At 58.3% G+C, this 14,052-nt stretch carries 18 protein-coding genes and 1 tRNA gene; 11 read left to right on the top strand and 8 right to left on the bottom strand.

The annotated features are described in order from the left end of the window. The first annotated feature begins 37 nt into the window (after positions 1-37). Positions 38-376 (top strand): hypothetical protein, encoded by a 339-nt coding sequence (locus HKK55_RS08025; protein ID WP_169354152.1) that lies wholly within the window; start codon positions 38-40, stop codon positions 374-376. On the opposite strand, the gene HKK55_RS08020 is transcribed toward HKK55_RS08025, so the two are convergent. After that, entirely contained in the window at positions 348-899 is a 552-nt protein-coding gene (locus tag HKK55_RS08020; RefSeq protein ID WP_169354151.1) for a hypothetical protein, read from the bottom strand. The two genes, HKK55_RS08025 and HKK55_RS08020, sit on opposite strands and share 29 nt — an antisense overlap. 106 nt (positions 900-1,005) lie before the next feature. Beyond that, positions 1,006-1,323 carry a hypothetical protein gene (locus HKK55_RS08015; protein ID WP_169354150.1) on the bottom strand — a complete coding sequence of 106 codons (318 nt, stop codon included), beginning with the start codon at positions 1,321-1,323 and terminating at the stop codon, positions 1,006-1,008. 105 nt (positions 1,324-1,428) lie between these two features. Here HKK55_RS08015 and HKK55_RS08010 point away from each other — a divergent pair, with 105 nt between their 5' ends. Then, positions 1,429-1,851 (top strand): hypothetical protein, encoded by a 423-nt coding sequence (locus tag HKK55_RS08010; protein ID WP_169354149.1) that lies wholly within the window; start codon positions 1,429-1,431, stop codon positions 1,849-1,851. Positions 1,852-1,884: 33 nt separating this feature from the next. Here the strand turns inward: HKK55_RS08010 and HKK55_RS08005 are convergent, their stop codons facing one another. Continuing rightward, positions 1,885-2,358, bottom strand: coding sequence for a hypothetical protein (locus HKK55_RS08005; RefSeq protein ID WP_169354148.1), 474 nt, complete (start codon positions 2,356-2,358; stop codon positions 1,885-1,887). Between the two features lie 80 nt (positions 2,359-2,438). Here HKK55_RS08005 and HKK55_RS08000 point away from each other — a divergent pair, with 80 nt between their 5' ends. Together HKK55_RS08000 and HKK55_RS07995 are read left to right on the top strand one after the other, a co-directional pair. Beyond that, the gene (locus HKK55_RS08000) at positions 2,439-2,927 is read left to right on the top strand and encodes an HNH endonuclease (RefSeq protein ID WP_169354147.1); all 489 of its coding nucleotides are present in this window, start codon (positions 2,439-2,441) and stop codon (positions 2,925-2,927) included. 6 nt (positions 2,928-2,933) lie between these two features. After that, positions 2,934-4,868 (top strand): DNA cytosine methyltransferase, encoded by a 1,935-nt coding sequence (locus HKK55_RS07995; RefSeq protein ID WP_169354146.1) that lies wholly within the window; start codon positions 2,934-2,936, stop codon positions 4,866-4,868. A gap of 116 nt (positions 4,869-4,984) precedes the next feature. Here the strand turns inward: HKK55_RS07995 and HKK55_RS07990 are convergent. Beyond that, positions 4,985-5,075, bottom strand: a tRNA-Ser gene (locus HKK55_RS07990). A gap of 152 nt (positions 5,076-5,227) precedes the next feature. Here HKK55_RS07990 and HKK55_RS07985 point away from each other — a divergent pair. From HKK55_RS07985 to HKK55_RS07955, 7 genes are all read left to right on the top strand, one after another. Continuing rightward, positions 5,228-5,899: a Bax inhibitor-1/YccA family protein gene (locus tag HKK55_RS07985; RefSeq protein ID WP_155584015.1), complete on the top strand. Its 672-nt coding sequence runs from the start codon at positions 5,228-5,230 to the stop codon at positions 5,897-5,899. An 88-nt stretch (positions 5,900-5,987) separates the two neighbouring features. Next, positions 5,988-6,380 carry a sulfurtransferase complex subunit TusD gene (gene tusD, locus HKK55_RS07980; RefSeq protein ID WP_169354145.1) on the top strand — a complete coding sequence of 131 codons (393 nt, stop codon included), beginning with the start codon at positions 5,988-5,990 and terminating at the stop codon, positions 6,378-6,380. Between the two features lies 1 nt (position 6,381). Beyond that, positions 6,382-6,732: a sulfurtransferase complex subunit TusC gene (gene tusC, locus HKK55_RS07975; RefSeq protein ID WP_169354144.1), complete on the top strand. Its 351-nt coding sequence runs from the start codon at positions 6,382-6,384 to the stop codon at positions 6,730-6,732. Next, a complete protein-coding gene (gene tusB / locus HKK55_RS07970; protein WP_169354143.1) occupies positions 6,732-7,025 on the top strand; it encodes a sulfurtransferase complex subunit TusB in 294 nt (97 codons plus the stop codon). Before tusC ends, tusB begins: the two co-directional genes overlap by 1 nt. Then, on the top strand, positions 7,022-7,357 hold the full coding sequence (locus HKK55_RS07965; protein ID WP_169354142.1) for a TusE/DsrC/DsvC family sulfur relay protein: 336 nt from the start codon (positions 7,022-7,024) through the stop codon (positions 7,355-7,357). Before tusB ends, HKK55_RS07965 begins: the two co-directional genes overlap by 4 nt. A 14-nt stretch (positions 7,358-7,371) precedes the next feature. Then, a complete protein-coding gene (locus tag HKK55_RS07960; protein ID WP_178128873.1) occupies positions 7,372-8,355 on the top strand; it encodes a glycosyl transferase family protein in 984 nt (327 codons plus the stop codon). A gap of 88 nt (positions 8,356-8,443) precedes the next feature. After that, positions 8,444-9,445: a glutathione S-transferase family protein gene (locus tag HKK55_RS07955; protein ID WP_169354140.1), complete on the top strand. Its 1,002-nt coding sequence runs from the start codon at positions 8,444-8,446 to the stop codon at positions 9,443-9,445. 196 nt (positions 9,446-9,641) lie between these two features. Here the strand turns inward: HKK55_RS07955 and cysG are convergent, their stop codons facing one another. From cysG to HKK55_RS07935, 4 genes are read right to left on the bottom strand one after another with little or no spacing between them, the layout of a single operon-like run. Next, positions 9,642-11,036: a siroheme synthase CysG gene (cysG, locus tag HKK55_RS07950; RefSeq protein WP_169354139.1), complete on the bottom strand. Its 1,395-nt coding sequence runs from the start codon at positions 11,034-11,036 to the stop codon at positions 9,642-9,644. Next, positions 11,037-12,317, bottom strand: a complete 1,281-nt coding sequence (gene serS, locus HKK55_RS07945) for a serine--tRNA ligase (RefSeq protein ID WP_169354138.1) — start codon at positions 12,315-12,317, stop codon at positions 11,037-11,039. Between the two features lie 16 nt (positions 12,318-12,333). Then, the gene (gene crcB, locus HKK55_RS07940) at positions 12,334-12,708 is read right to left on the bottom strand and encodes a fluoride efflux transporter CrcB (RefSeq protein WP_169354137.1); all 375 of its coding nucleotides are present in this window, start codon (positions 12,706-12,708) and stop codon (positions 12,334-12,336) included. Further along, positions 12,708-14,030: a replication-associated recombination protein A gene (locus HKK55_RS07935; RefSeq protein ID WP_169354136.1), complete on the bottom strand. Its 1,323-nt coding sequence runs from the start codon at positions 14,028-14,030 to the stop codon at positions 12,708-12,710. The genes crcB and HKK55_RS07935 overlap by 1 nt, the downstream gene beginning before the upstream one ends. Between the last annotated feature and the right edge of the window lie 22 nt (positions 14,031-14,052).

The raw sequence follows: 14,052 nt of genomic DNA, 5'->3' as shown, positions 1-14,052 counted from the left end.
CTCGCACTGCCGGCCAGTGGAATAGAAGAGGTAGGCCATGGCCAAATCAGTACAGGAACGGTCGGCCAAGGCTGCGCAGAAGCGGCTGGCGGTTGCCGAGAAGGAATTGCGACACAAGGTCAGGCCGGGTATCGAGCAAGCAATGGAGCGTATCCGGCTGCGCGGCCAGGTGCCCATCATCAGCGAGGTTCTGCAGATCGCCATCATGAAGATGGATTTGATGGCCGACGACGAACTTGCGGCCTTCTTGAGCTATCCGCGCCACGAAATCGTGATTGACGAAAGAGTGGCGCGAGAGTTTCATGATCAAAGCTTGCGATATCTCAATAAAGATCCTGGAGATGATTTTATTTACCCAGGAAGCGCACTTTATTAAGCATACGAGATGTCCACGCCAAATTTATGTTTGCCGCACATCGGTAAATCGCTTTACGCATGGCCTCATCCATTTCTTTAAGAAAGTCATAAGAGTCCTCTACTGAAGACTCGAAACCCTCTGGACGCGACATTAGCCTGGCCCGGTCGTTCATCAGCTCGGTGAAGCGCTCCCGCGCCCTTGTGAAAGACTTATGGCAAATAGTTAACTCAGGAAAGTAGATGGCACAGAGTGCTGACACTCGCTCCGTTGTAGGCTCAGAAAACTTATCGACGTAACTCGTTGACTCACTCAAAAAACCTTGAAGATCGGACTCACCTTTTGCGTACTGGCTCAGCAGTTCGTGGATGATCGTTAAGTTACGAGAGGACCTATCGAATGCAGTATGCAGCTCTTCCAGTTTTGTTCTGAGCAAGTTTTTCTCTGATCGCTTAGTCTCGAGGATAAACGTAATGCTTCCGGAAACTATCCCTCCTCCCAGAACCGCAGTAATCAAAGATACCCACACGGGAACTGCTGCCATTTGACGCTCCTTTTTTGATGACAGCATCAAACCGCATTCCACCCAGAATTTCCACAATTCCCACCCTACTCGCTGCATCCGGTAACCCGGAGCTCGGCGCCTTACCTCAGAAGCCCGCAGCCTTCAATGTGAAGAAAATGGCAGGCCACATGACCACAGCGACTTTCAAGAAAATCGTTCCAACATTAGCCCGAAATTTTCTTAGCTCCATATTCAGGGCAACCATCGACACGACCAATGCAAGCGGCATGAGCCAAAAAAGGTGATACACGCTAAGGCCGGTGAACACTACTACCGCAATAGATATCCACCAGTGGATGAGAGCTACAACTGTCGATTTAACTCGATGCTGCGGGGCCACCAAAAGACCGAAAGTCCAGCTCACAGCGAAAAACAGAATCACTGCCCAGGCCACATAGCGCATCAGTATCTCCTTGATCCGGCTCCATGCCGGTCACCCGTAATACCCCAACCCAAACCAAATTGCCACCACCGGTTCCGGAGGGCGGCGCCTACCTGGAGATAGTCCATGAACACCATCCCGCCCCGCCCAAAGGCTGACAAAGCAATGATCCTCGAGGCTTGCACCGTTGTGGCTGAAAAGATCAATGGAGACGCCGAAACCATCGCCCAGCACTACCGCCGCCACATGGATGGCTTTGAGCTGGCAAAGGAACTCGACAAGTATGCATCCTGGGACACTACGCGGGATGACATGGAAGCGCTGGACGAGGTCGACTATCTCGTAGATCGGGCCGAGGGCCTGGCGGTTAAAGCGTGGGCTGAAGAGTTCAAGCCCGAGCCGCCGCTGCCTATTGGCACCAGGGTCAAACAAGGCGTGATCACGCGGATCTACGAGCACACCCCGGCCATGTACTGCGTCAAAGAAGACGGCTGCACCAACGACACCCGCAGCCTGCTGATCAAGTTCGAAGACGCCGTAGCAGCCTGATCCGGCTCCATGCCGGGTATTGGTCGTACAGCCTCAGAAGAAACCTAAACACTTCGCACGAGATAGAGCTATGAGTGCTTTTTCAAGCTGCTCCGCCTTAGGCCGGGCAGCAGATACATATTCATGGGCATCGTGAGGCATCGAGTCTTCGATCAAAGAGAATAGCTTTTTCTGTAACGCGTCCCAACGCTTATGGGTCTCAGCGAAATCCGACTTAGTGAAAAGCATCTGCAACATGGTGATGTCTGTAGATAGTTTGTATCTGGCTATGGGCCAATTGGCATCGAGTTGAGCTTTTTCATGCTCTGTGAGCCCATGGATACGATGCTCACCGTTTACCTCACTGTCGAGGTAGCGCTGTATGAGGTTCGTCTTCTCAAGAGCAGAAGCTATTCGCTCGTATCGCTCTGTCCAAAGCTTCTCCCTTTTTGTTCTGACAATCGCGAAATACGCGCCAAACGCCGCACCTGCGACTGCCAGTAATAGCGGTATCCAAAACGTATCCATTCGAACCATCACTCTCCAAATATTTAGTGACGCACAAATACCCCACTTCTACGAATCACGCCAGCCGGCGAGGCGAAGCCATGCCTATTACTCCGGAATATCTGAAGTCGATCCTTGGCTACTCCCCTGAGACTGGTGTGTTCACCTGGTTGGTGAGCAGAAGCCGCACACCCTCGGGTTCGATAGCCGGGAGCTTGGTTTCCAGTGGCTATCTGACGGTGATGATCGACAGGAAGCGGCACAACCTGCACCGACTCGCATTCGTCTACATGCTCTACCGGCACCCGCCCGAGTTCGTAGATCACATCAACGGCCAAAAGACTGACAACCGCTGGATCAACCTCCGCGAGGCTAGCCCAGTGGAAAACGCCAGAAACCAAAAGCGCAGTTGCAAAAACTCCAGCGGAGTCTCCGGCGTCTCGTGGGATTCGCGAGGCCTATGGCGATCCTTCGGTTACCTGGCAGGCAAACAAATAACCCTCGGCCGCTACTTATCAAAGTTTGATGCAGCGGCCGCCAGAAAATCCTTCGAAAACAGTCTCGGCTATCACGAAAATCACGGGAGATAAGCCCCTATGTCCGCACAACAGAAGAAACCCCAATTCATCCATGGCCAGCCGAGCATGGGCCTTCCGTTTCAGAAAGAGCTGGTGGTGGACCTGTTCGCCGGTGGCGGCGGTGCGAGTACCGGTATTGCTCGGGCGTACCGGGAGCCGGACGTAGCGGTAAACCACAACCCGATAGCATTGGCCGTGCACCGCGCCAATCACCCCCAGACTGCGCACTACGTCGCTGACGTGTTTGAGGTTGATCCGGTCCTGGCCACTGGTGGACAACCCGTGGGCATCCTCTGGGCTTCGCCGGACTGCCGCCACCACAGCAAGGCCAAGGGCGGTGCACCGCGCGACCGTGGCGTGCGGGGTCTGGCCTGGGTCGTTGTTCGCTGGGCGCACGCCACTCGGCCGCGCCTGATGTTCCTGGAGAACGTCGAAGAGTTTTGCGACTGGGGTCCTATCGACGAACACGGCCAGCCGATCAAAGCCGAGCGCGGGCGCACCTTCAAATCATTCATTACAGCGCTCAGCACCGGCCTGCCGGCAGATCACCCGGATATGCCGGAGATCCTGCAATCCATCGGAGAGTTCGTACCGGTGGATTGCCTGGTACGGGGCCTGGGCTACAACGTGGAATGGCGAGAGCGCATCGCGGCGAACGCCGGGGCCCCAACCATCCGCAAGCGCCTGTACTTGGTAGCCCGCAGCGACGGCCTGCCGATTGTTTGGCCTGAGCCTGTGCGTCACAAGAAGCCGACAGCGAAGCAGCAGCCTTGGCGCACCGCAGCCGAGTGCATCGACTGGAGCAATCTGGGCAAGACGATCTTCCGGGACAAGCCAATGGCACTCAATACCCGCCGCCGGGTGGCCAAGGGCATGTGGCGTCACGTCATCACCAGCGAGAAGCCATTCATTGTGCCGATGCGCGGAACGTCAGAAGCGCACACCAGCACACACGGCGTGGACGAATCAGTTTCTACCATCAGCGCTGGCGGTACCCACCACGCCCTCGTGCAGCCCGTGGCGGCGCCGTTCCTCACCGAATTCGCCAACGGGTCATCGCAGCGCAACTTCGATGTTCAAGAAGCGCTCCGGACGCAAGTCGCCCAGGTCAAGGGCGGGCACTTCGCGATGGCTGCATGTCACCTGACCCACCTCTCCCACCACGGAGAGCGCAGCGGCTACTCGCCCGATGAGGCGGCCCGCACAGTCACCGGAGCCAATCGCGGCGAACAAGCGTTGGTCGCGGCATCGATGGTGACGCTGCGCAAGGGATCAGTAGGGGCTGATGTTGATGGCCCGCTGGCTGTGGTTGCCACCAGCACCGGACACCACGCGGTAACGGCGGCGTTCTTCGAGCAGGCGAACGGCGGCTTCTACAAGGGTGATGGCCGATCTGCATACTCGCCGACGTCAACCATCTGCCAATCAGGAGCCAACCAACGGCTGGCCAGCGCCTACCTCGTGAAGTACTACGGCAACGAGAAGGACGGCATATCGCTGACCGAGCCAATGCACACCCTACCGACGAAAGATCGGGTGGCTCTGATCGAGGTGGTACAGGTGCCGGACACGCTAACACCTGAGCAAATGGAAGGTGCCCGCCGCTGCGCTGCCTTCATGCATGAGCATCTGCCGGAACACTTCAAAGAGCCGGCCGAGATGATCATGATCGGCGGTTACGTGCTGGTGGACATCACTCTGCGCATGCTGCAACCACCAGAGTTGAAAGCGGCCCAAGGCTTCGACAAGGACTACATCATTGATCGCGGCCTGTTCGTTGACCCGCTACTCGCGGCGAAGATTGGAGGGTTTCAGTTTCGCGACATACGGCCGAAGGCAGCCTCGGAAATCATCGATATCGGCGATGCAAGCCTGCTGCTGGGACACAGCAAACAGGAGATCACCAAGCGGGTTTACAGGAGGATCGGCGCAACCGCCAAACCATCCAAATAGGCAAAGTTTCGGAACTCATACCCAAAAGTTTCGGAACTCCTGCTATTTCAGCCGATTCTCAGCCCAAGCCCCAGAAACGCAAAAGCCCCGCTTTCGCGAGGCTTTTGTGTAAATCTTGGCGGGAAACCAGGGATTCGAACCCTGGGAACGCTATTAACGTTCGCCGGTTTTCAAGACCGGTGCATTCAACCACTCTGCCAATTTCCCTTATGCAGCACAGGATTATAGTAGTCCATCCTGTCTCAGCGGGCGCCATAATACCCGAATGAAACACACTGTCAAACTCTCGCCATCGCTTGTTACAGAGCGTCTGTTATGATCTTTGCGACTGAACGTTTCAAAACTGAAGGAGTGTCGCCATGCGCGAACAGAATTACGCAGTGAATGGCAACGCGCAGGCTGAGCAGCTAGAAGTTAGCCGCGTCCTGCGCAATACGTACGGCTTGCTCGCTCTTACCCTCGCATTCAGCGGCGTGATGGCCTACGTTGCGCAGCAAATGCGCGTCGGTTACCCGAATATCTTTGTCGTGCTGATCGGCTTCTACGGTCTGTTTTTCCTGACCAACAAGCTGCGTGACTCAGCCTGGGGCCTGGTATCGGCGTTTGCCTTGACCGGTTTCATGGGTTTCCTGCTGGGCCCTATCCTTAACCGTTACCTGGGCATGCAGGGCGGCGCGGAAGTAGTCAGTTCGGCGTTTGCCATGACGGCGCTGGTGTTTGGCGGCCTGTCGGCTTACGTACTGATCACCCGCAAGGACATGAGCTTCCTCGGTGGTTTCATCACCGCTGGCTTCTTCGTGTTGCTGGCAGCGGTCGTCGCCGGGATGTTCTTCCAGATCAGCGGCCTGCAACTGGCGATCAGCGCAGGTTTTGTGCTGTTTTCCTCGGTCTGCATCCTGTTCCAGACCAGCGCGATCATCCACGGCGGTGAGCGTAACTACATCATGGCGACCATCAGCCTGTATGTATCGATCTACAACCTGTTCATCAGCTTGTTGCAGATCTTCGGCATCATGAGCCGCGACGACTGATCGCAGCCTCATGTAAAAAGCCCGCTTCGGCGGGCTTTTTGTTGTCTGCGGCTTTATCATTGGCCCAGGTTTACCCACAGAGTGTTCCATGAAGTTCGCGATTGCGCTTTTCTCCGCCGCCCATGCGCCCTCCTCGCGCCGTGCCCTGCTGTTCGCCCAGGCAGCGTTGGCCGGCGGGCATGAGATTGTGCGGCTGTTTTTTTATCAGGATGGCGTCTACAGCGCGTCCAGCAACATTGTCGCGCCGCAGGACGAGCAGGATATCGCCAACCAATGGCGTGCCTTTGTCAGCCAGCATCAGCTCGATGGCGTGGTGTGCATTGCAGCAGCCCTGCGTCGCGGGGTGTTGAATGCCGAAGAAGCGACGCGCTATCAGCGCAGTGCCGTAAACCTGGACGCGCCCTGGGCGCTGTCGGGCCTTGGGCAATTGCACGACGCCGCCCAAACCGCTGACCGTTTGATCTGCTTTGGAGGGCCATGACATGTCGAAATCCTTGTTGGTGATCAGCCGCCAGGCTCCGTGGTCCGGGCCCAGTGCGCGGGAAGCGCTGGATATCGTGCTGGCCGGTGGTGCATTCGATTTGCCCATTGGCCTGCTGTTTCTGGATGACGGGGTGTTTCAATTGGCAACGGGCCAGGATGCCAAGGCCGTTCAGCAAAAAGACCTCAGCGCCAACCTGCAAGCGCTGTCACTGTTTGGTATCGACGATGTGTTTGCCTGCAGTCATAGCCTCAACGAGCGTGGGCTTGTATCTCCCACCAGTGCGCAACCGCTGAGCAGCGAGCAGATCAGCGAGATGATTGACCGTTACGACCAGGTGATAACCCTCTGATGGCGACTTTGCATGTGGTATCCCACTCCCCTTTTACCGATAGCCGGCTGGAGAGCTGCCTGCGCCTCTGTGGCGCGCAGGACGCGATCCTGCTTTGCGGTGACGGTGCCTACGCCCTGCAAGCTGCCAGCGCGCCTTTCCGGGCCCTGCAAGCCAAAGGGCTGAAGGTGTTTGTCCTCGCAGAAGACAGCCAGTCCCGAAATCTGCCTGTGCCCGCCTGGGCCGACAGCGTCGATTACCCAGCCTTCGTCCAGCTGTCGATCGACTACAACAAGGTTAATACCTGGCTATGAACACCCTGACCGTAGGCGAGCGTACCCTCGAGCTGGACAAGGACGGTTACCTCGCCGACTTGAGCGACTGGTCCACCGACGTGGCCAATGCCCTGGCCGCCGCCGAAGCCATGGACCTGACCCCCGAGCACTGGGAAATCCTTGAGTTGCTGCGCGGTTTCTACGACGAGTTCCAACTGTCACCTGCCACCCGCCCGCTGATCAAGTACACCGCCTTGAAGCTGGGCCCGGAAAAGGGCAACAGCCTGCACCTCAACCGACTGTTCAAAGGCACTCCCGCCAAACTCGCCGCCAAGTTGGCGGGCCTGCCCAGGCCGACGAATTGCTTATGACCGACTTTGCCCCATTGATCACCGAAACTCCTGCCGAGCATCCGTTTGCCCCCTTCGTGCGCATCCTCGGTAAAGGCAAGCGCGGCGCCCGCAGCCTGACCCGCGAAGAAGCCCGCGAAGCCATGGGCATGCTGCTCGATGAAAAGGTCGAGGACACCCAACTCGGGGCGTTCCTGATGCTGTTGCGGCACAAAGAGGAAAGCCCGGAAGAACTCGCCGGTTTCACCGAAGCCGTACGCGAACGTTTGAATGCTCCGTCACTCAACGTTGATGTCGACTGGCCTACTTACGCAGGGAAAAAACGCCACCTGCCGTGGTACCTGCTGGCGGCCAAATGCCTGGCACAAAACGGCGTACGTATTTTGATGCACGGCGGCGGCGCGCATACAGCAGGCAGGCTGTATACCGAGCAGTTGCTGGAAGGCTTGCAGATACCGTTGTGCCGTAACTGGCAACACGTCGAGTCGGCCCTTGAACAAGGCAGCCTGGCGTTTATTCCGCTAGGGGATTGGGCGCCGCAACTACAGCGCATGATCGATCTGCGCAACACCCTGGGCCTGCGCTCACCGATCCATTCCCTGGCGCGCATCCTCAACCCGTTGAACGCCCGTTGCGGCTTGCAAAGCATCTTCCACCCGGGCTACCAGGGCGTGCACCGTGACGCCAGTGGCTTGCTCGGCGATAACGCCATTGTGATCAAGGGCGACGGCGGCGAGATCGAGATCAACCCCGACACCATCAGTCACTTGTATGGCACCACCGGCGGCGAAAGTTGGGATGAAGAGTGGCCCGCCCTCTCCGCCCAACGCCACGTCAAGCCGGCCGCACTCGACCCTGAGCACTTGAAGGCGCTGTGGCGCGGTGACGTACAGGACAGCTACCCGCAACTGGCCTTGATTGCCACCATGGCCCTGGCCTTGCGCGGCCTTGGTCACCCACGGGAGCAAGCGTTCGAACTCGCCCAGCAATACTGGGACGCCCGGAACAAATCGATTTAGTCGATCATTAACTCCCAGCCTTTGCGCTTTTTGTTCGAACCCAGACCTTTAGACTGGACTCCAACGCTTATTAGCCAAGGAGTCAGTCATGGGTTTGCTGATCGAAGGACGCTGGCATGACCAGTGGTACGAAAGTAGCGCAGATGGCGCCTTCCAACGGGAACAGGCGCAACGTCGCAACTGGGTCACTGCCGATGGCCAACCTGGCCCTACCGGTGAAGGCGGCTTCGCTGCTGAAGCGGGGCGTTACCATTTGTATGTTTCCCTCGCCTGTCCTTGGGCCCATCGCACACTGATTCTGCGCAAGCTCAAAGGCCTGGAAAGCCTGATCGATGTGTCCGTGGTCAGTTGGTTGATGCTGGAGAACGGCTGGACCTTCGACAAGGCCCATGGCTCAACCGGCGACAAACTTGATGACTTCAGCTACATGCACCAACGCTACACCGCCGACACAGCCACCTATACTGGACGCGTCACGGTGCCGGTACTGTGGGACAAGAAGCTGAAGCGGATTGTCAGCAATGAATCGGCGGAGATCATCCGTATGTTCAACACTGCGTTCGACGAGCTGACTGGTAACACCCTGGACTTCTACCCTGAGGCCCTACGCTCAAAAATTGATGCTCTAAACGAACGGATCTATCCGACCGTAAACAACGGCGTCTATCGTGCAGGCTTTGCCACCTCGCAAAAAGCGTATGAAGCAGCGTTTGATGATGTGTTCGCCGAACTGGACCATCTGGAACAGCATCTGGCCGACCATCGTTACCTGGCCGGTGAATACCTGACCGAGGCCGACATACGGCTGTTCACCACGATGATTCGTTTTGATGCGGTGTATTACAGCCACTTCAAATGCAACCTGCGGCGGATTGCCGACTATCCAAACCTGTCGAACTGGCTGCGGGAGCTGTATCAATGGCCGGGAATTGCCGAAACGGTAGATTTTGCTCACATCAAGGGGCACTACTACGCCAGTCACAAGACGATTAACCCGACGGGAATTGTGCCGAAGGGGCCGTTACAGAGTTTTGATATCGCCCATGATCGGAGGAGACTGAGCGAGAAAGGGGTTTGGACACGGGCCTGAGGCACAAGCACCACCTGTGGCGAGCGGGCTTGCCCGCGTTGGGCTGCGCAGCAGCCCCGGTCGGAGTTCGATTGAGTCGCCGACTTTAGGGCCGCTTCGCGCCCCAACGCGGGCAAGCCCGCTCGCCACAAAAGCAATCTCACCACGACAAGCCCGGCTCCCACAGTTTGATCTGTGTGAAGCCGGTACGTGTTTATCAGACCTGCGACTGAGCGCCTTCAAACCACTTCAGCTTCTCACGCAACTGCACCACTTCCCCAACGATCACCAGCGTTGGCGCATGAACCTCATGCTCCGCCACCAGTTGCGGCAGGTTGGCCAAGGTGCCCGTGAAGACCCGCTGGTTCGATGTGGTGCCTTGCTGGATCAACGCTGCCGGAGTGTCTGCAGAGCGACCATGCTGGATCAGTTGCTCACAAATAATCGGCAAGCCGATCAGGCCCATGTAGAACACCAGGGTCTGTGACGGCCCTACCAGATCACTCCAGGGCAAGTCCGAGGTCCCGTCCTTCAAATGCCCGGTAATGAAGCGTACCGATTGCGCATAGTCGCGATGGGTCAGCGGAATACCGGCGTAGGCTGCACAACCACTGGCCGCCGTAATGCCTGGCACGACCTGGAACGGAATGCCATGGGCCGCCAATTCTTCGATCTCTTCGCCGCCACGGCCAAAGATGAATGGATCACCGCCCTTGAGTCGTAGCACGCGCTTGCCTTGTTTGGCCAGGTCCACCAGTTGCTGATTGATCTGGTCCTGAGGCAACGCATGGTCCGCGCGACGCTTGCCGACATACACACGCTCGGCATCACGGCGGCACAACTCAAGAATGGCCGGCGCCACCAGGCGGTCATACAGCACCACATCGGCCTGCTGCATCAAGCGCAAGGCACGGAAGGTCAGTAGGTCCGGATCACCCGGGCCCGCGCCCACCAGATAGACTTCACCGGGCGCATGAGGCGGCGCACCGTTGATTTTTTCCACCAGCAAGCGCTCGGCTTCGTCGCCCTGCCCGGCCAGTTGCCGGTCGGCAATCGGGCCTTGAAAGACGTCTTCCCAGAACGCACGACGCTGCTGAACATCCGGGAACAGGCCTTTGACCTGAGTACGGAAACGCGCCGCCAGTCCCGCTAATTGGCCGTAGGTCGACGGCACCCAGGTTTCCAGCTTGGCCCGGATCAACCGCGCCAGCACCGGCGCATCGCCGCCACTGGACACCGCAATCACCAATGGCGAACGGTCGACAATCGCCGGGAAGATCACGCTGCACAGAGCCGGCGCATCCACCACATTGACAGGTACACAACGACGCCGAGCATCACTGGACACTTGCGCGTTCAATGGCTCGTCATCGGTCGCTGCGATGATCAGGGTGCAGCCATCAAGGTCGGCCTCCTGATAACCGCGCAAAATCAGTTCACCGCCACTGCCCAGCACCAGTTCACGCAACTGGTCTTCGATCTGGGGAGCAACCACCCGCAACACCGCACCGGCGTCGGCCAGCAGCCGGGATTTGCGCAAGGCAATCTCCCCGCCACCGACGACCAACACACGACTGCCGCGCAGGTTATGAAACAGCGGCAGAAATTCCATTTAGCCGATGACCTCAACGCCCGCCATGTAAGGCTTGAGCACGTCAGGTACGCGGATAGAACCGTCAGCTTGCTGGTAGTTTTCCAACACAGCAACCAGGGTCCGGCCTACCGCCAGGCCCGAACCGTTGAGGGTGTGGACCAGCTCAGGCTTGCCGGTTTCCGGGTTACGGAAACGCGCCTGCATACGACGGGCCTGGAAGTCGCCGCAGTTGGAGCACGACGAAATCTCACGGTATTTGTCCTGGCTCGGCACCCACACTTCCAGGTCGTACGTCTTCACGGCGCTGAAACCCATGTCGCCGGTGCACAGCGCCAGAACGCGGTACGGCAGCTCCAGGAGTTGCAGGACACGTTCGGCGTTGGCGGTCAGACCTTCCAGCGCTTCCATGGAGGTCGACGGCTCTACAACCTGAACCATCTCGACCTTGTCGAACTGGTGCTGGCGGATCATGCCGCGGGTGTCGCGACCCGATGCACCGGCTTCACTGCGAAAGCACGGCGAATGGGCGACAAATTTGATCGGCAGTTGCTTGGCATCGAGGATTTCCCCTGCCACGATGTTGGTCAGCGACACTTCGGCGGTCGGGATCAGGTACAGATCGGCTTCGCCATCGCGGCTGATCTTGAACAGGTCTTCCTCGAACTTCGGCAGTTGGCTGGTACCCACCAGCGCGGGAGCCTGAACCAGATACGGGGTGTAAGCCTCTTCGTAGCCGTGTTCGCCGGTATGCAGGTTGATCATGAACTGCGCCAGGGCACGGTGCATGCGCGCGATCGGACCACGCAGCAAGGCAAAGCGTGCGCCGGACATTTTGGCGGCTGTTTCAAAATCCAGGCCACCGGTCAATTCGCCCAGGGCGACGTGGTCCTTGATCTCGAAATCGAAGGCTTTTGGCGTGCCCCAGCGACGGACTTCGACGTTACCATCTTCGTCTTCGCCGATCGGCACAGATTCGTGCGGCAGGTTCGGGATACCCAGCAAGATCGAATCCAGTTCGGTCTGGATCGCGTCCAGCTCGACTTTACCGGAAGCCAACTCACCGGCCATACGCTCAACGTCCGCCATCAACGGCACGATGTCTTCACCGCGCTGCTTGGCTTGACCGATGGATTTGGAACGCGCATTACGCTCAGCCTGCAGTGCTTCGGTGCGGGTCTGGACGGTCTTGCGCTGTTCTTCCAGCGCTTCGATGCGCGCAACATCCAAGGCAAAGCCACGGGATGCCAGGCGGTCCGCTACGTCCTGAAGGTTGCTACGTAACAGTTTGGAATCGAGCATGTCGGTCTCTCGTTTATCAAAGTTTGGTCAAGGACAGGCCAGCCCAGGTAGCGAGCAGCCCGCCGAACACGCTGATGGCCAGGTACCCGAAGGCGACCGGTGCCTGCCCGCTTTCCAGCAGGCGCAACGTATCCAGTGAAAAGGATGAAAAGGTCGTCAGACCGCCTACAAAGCCGACAATCAAGCCGGCGCGAATTTCAATCGGCACTTCCGGGCGCACCAGAAACCACCCGTACAACAAGCCGATGATCAAACAGCCTACCAAGTTGACCGCCAAGGTCGCCGCATAAAAATGCCGCGGCCAGTTGGCGCTGACCCAGGTGCTGGTGGCGAAACGCAATAATGTACCAGCGATGCCGGCCACGGACACGGCAAGAATCGTTCTAAGCACTACTTTCTCCGCTGTTTCGGGCTGAGCCGGTCAAGTTGAGCAAGATGGTTGAGTTTTTCACCGATCTTCAACTCCAGGCCACGGGGCACGGGCTGATAAAACGGTTGTGGCTCTAACTCATCCGGGAAATAGTCTTCGCCAGCGGCGTAGGCGTCCGGCTCATCGTGGGCGTAACGGTATTCATCGCCATAACCCAGCTGCTTCATCAGCTTGGTCGGTGCATTACGCAGGTGCAGCGGCACTTCCAGGGAGCCGTGCTCGGCGGCGGCGCGCAGGGCGGATTTGAAGCCCATGTACACCGCGTTGCTTTTCGGCGCACACGCCAGGTAAGTGATCGCTTGGGCCACCGCCAGCTCGCCTTCCGGGCTGCCCAGGCGTTCCTGCACTTCCCAGGCTGCCAGGCATAGGCTCAGGGCACGCGGGTCGGCGTTGCCGATGTCTTCGCTGGCCATGCGCACCACGCGCCGGGCGAGGTATAGCGGGTCGCAACCGCCATCGATCATCCGGGCAAACCAGTACAGCGCACCGTCCGGGTTGGAACCACGCACCGATTTATGCAACGCAGAGATCTGGTCGTAAAAGGCTTCGCCACCCTTGTCGAAGCGGCGGCGGGTATCGCCTAGCAGGCTCTGCAGCAGATCGACGCCAATTTCGCTGCCATCCTCAGCCAAGTCGGAGGCGTTCTCCAACAGGTTGAGGAAACGTCGTCCGTCGCCGTCGGCAGCCGTCAGGAGAATCTTGAAACCTTCCTCACTGACCGTCAGTTGGCGCTTGCCCAGGCCCTTTTCCTCGGTCAGCGCCCGCTGCAACAGCTTCTGCATCGCCACTTCGTCGAGGCTTTTAAGCACATAAACCCGCGCCCGCGACAGCAACGCGTTGTTCAGCTCAAAGGATGGGTTTTCGGTGGTAGCACCGATAAAGATCAACGTGCCGTCTTCGACATACGGCAAAAACGCATCCTGCTGCGACTTGTTGAAGCGATGCACTTCGTCGACAAACAAGATGGTGCGCTTGCCGTATTGCCCGGCCTGCTGCTTGGCCACGTCCACCGCCTGGCGGATCTCCTTGACCCCGGCCAGCACCGCCGAGACCGTTTCGAAGTGCGCGTCCGAGACTTTCGCCAGCAGCCGGGCCAGGGTAGTTTTACCCACGCCCGGCGGCCCCCAGAAAATCATCGAATGCAGGGCACCCTGCTCCAGGGCTTCGCGCAAGGGCTTGCCACGGGCGAGCAGGTGTTCCTGCCCGACGTACTCATCCAGGTTGGTCGAGCGCAGGCGCGCCGCCAAAGGTTGAGCAATCGGGTCACTTCGAAACAAATCCATGGGCAGCGTTTGAAACCTCTAA

Origin of the sequence: Pseudomonas sp. ADAK18, assembly GCF_012935695.1 — a bacterium.
Classification (GTDB): domain Bacteria; phylum Pseudomonadota; class Gammaproteobacteria; order Pseudomonadales; family Pseudomonadaceae; genus Aquipseudomonas.
The sequence above is the reverse complement of the archived record's forward strand: the minus strand, read 5'-3'. Positions and strand labels throughout refer to the sequence as shown.

Coding starts and splice junctions, on each gene's coding strand:
- HKK55_RS07935 (WP_169354136.1), bottom strand. CDS start 14,030: ATGGATTTGTTTCGAAGTGACCCGATTGCTCAACCTTTGGCGGCGCGC.
- cysG (WP_169354139.1), bottom strand. CDS start 11,036: ATGGAATTTCTGCCGCTGTTTCATAACCTGCGCGGCAGTCGTGTGTTG.
- tusD (WP_169354145.1), top strand. CDS start 5,988: ATGAAGTTCGCGATTGCGCTTTTCTCCGCCGCCCATGCGCCCTCCTCG.
- HKK55_RS08000 (WP_169354147.1), top strand. CDS start 2,439: ATGCCTATTACTCCGGAATATCTGAAGTCGATCCTTGGCTACTCCCCT.
- HKK55_RS08005 (WP_169354148.1), bottom strand. CDS start 2,358: ATGGATACGTTTTGGATACCGCTATTACTGGCAGTCGCAGGTGCGGCG.
- HKK55_RS07995 (WP_169354146.1), top strand. CDS start 2,934: ATGTCCGCACAACAGAAGAAACCCCAATTCATCCATGGCCAGCCGAGC.
- HKK55_RS07985 (WP_155584015.1), top strand. CDS start 5,228: ATGCGCGAACAGAATTACGCAGTGAATGGCAACGCGCAGGCTGAGCAG.
- HKK55_RS08015 (WP_169354150.1), bottom strand. CDS start 1,323: ATGCGCTATGTGGCCTGGGCAGTGATTCTGTTTTTCGCTGTGAGCTGG.
- HKK55_RS08010 (WP_169354149.1), top strand. CDS start 1,429: ATGAACACCATCCCGCCCCGCCCAAAGGCTGACAAAGCAATGATCCTC.
- tusB (WP_169354143.1), top strand. CDS start 6,732: ATGGCGACTTTGCATGTGGTATCCCACTCCCCTTTTACCGATAGCCGG.
- HKK55_RS08025 (WP_169354152.1), top strand. CDS start 38: ATGGCCAAATCAGTACAGGAACGGTCGGCCAAGGCTGCGCAGAAGCGG.
- serS (WP_169354138.1), bottom strand. CDS start 12,317: ATGCTCGATTCCAAACTGTTACGTAGCAACCTTCAGGACGTAGCGGAC.
- tusC (WP_169354144.1), top strand. CDS start 6,382: ATGTCGAAATCCTTGTTGGTGATCAGCCGCCAGGCTCCGTGGTCCGGG.
- HKK55_RS07955 (WP_169354140.1), top strand. CDS start 8,444: ATGGGTTTGCTGATCGAAGGACGCTGGCATGACCAGTGGTACGAAAGT.
- HKK55_RS07965 (WP_169354142.1), top strand. CDS start 7,022: ATGAACACCCTGACCGTAGGCGAGCGTACCCTCGAGCTGGACAAGGAC.
- HKK55_RS08020 (WP_169354151.1), bottom strand. CDS start 899: ATGGCAGCAGTTCCCGTGTGGGTATCTTTGATTACTGCGGTTCTGGGA.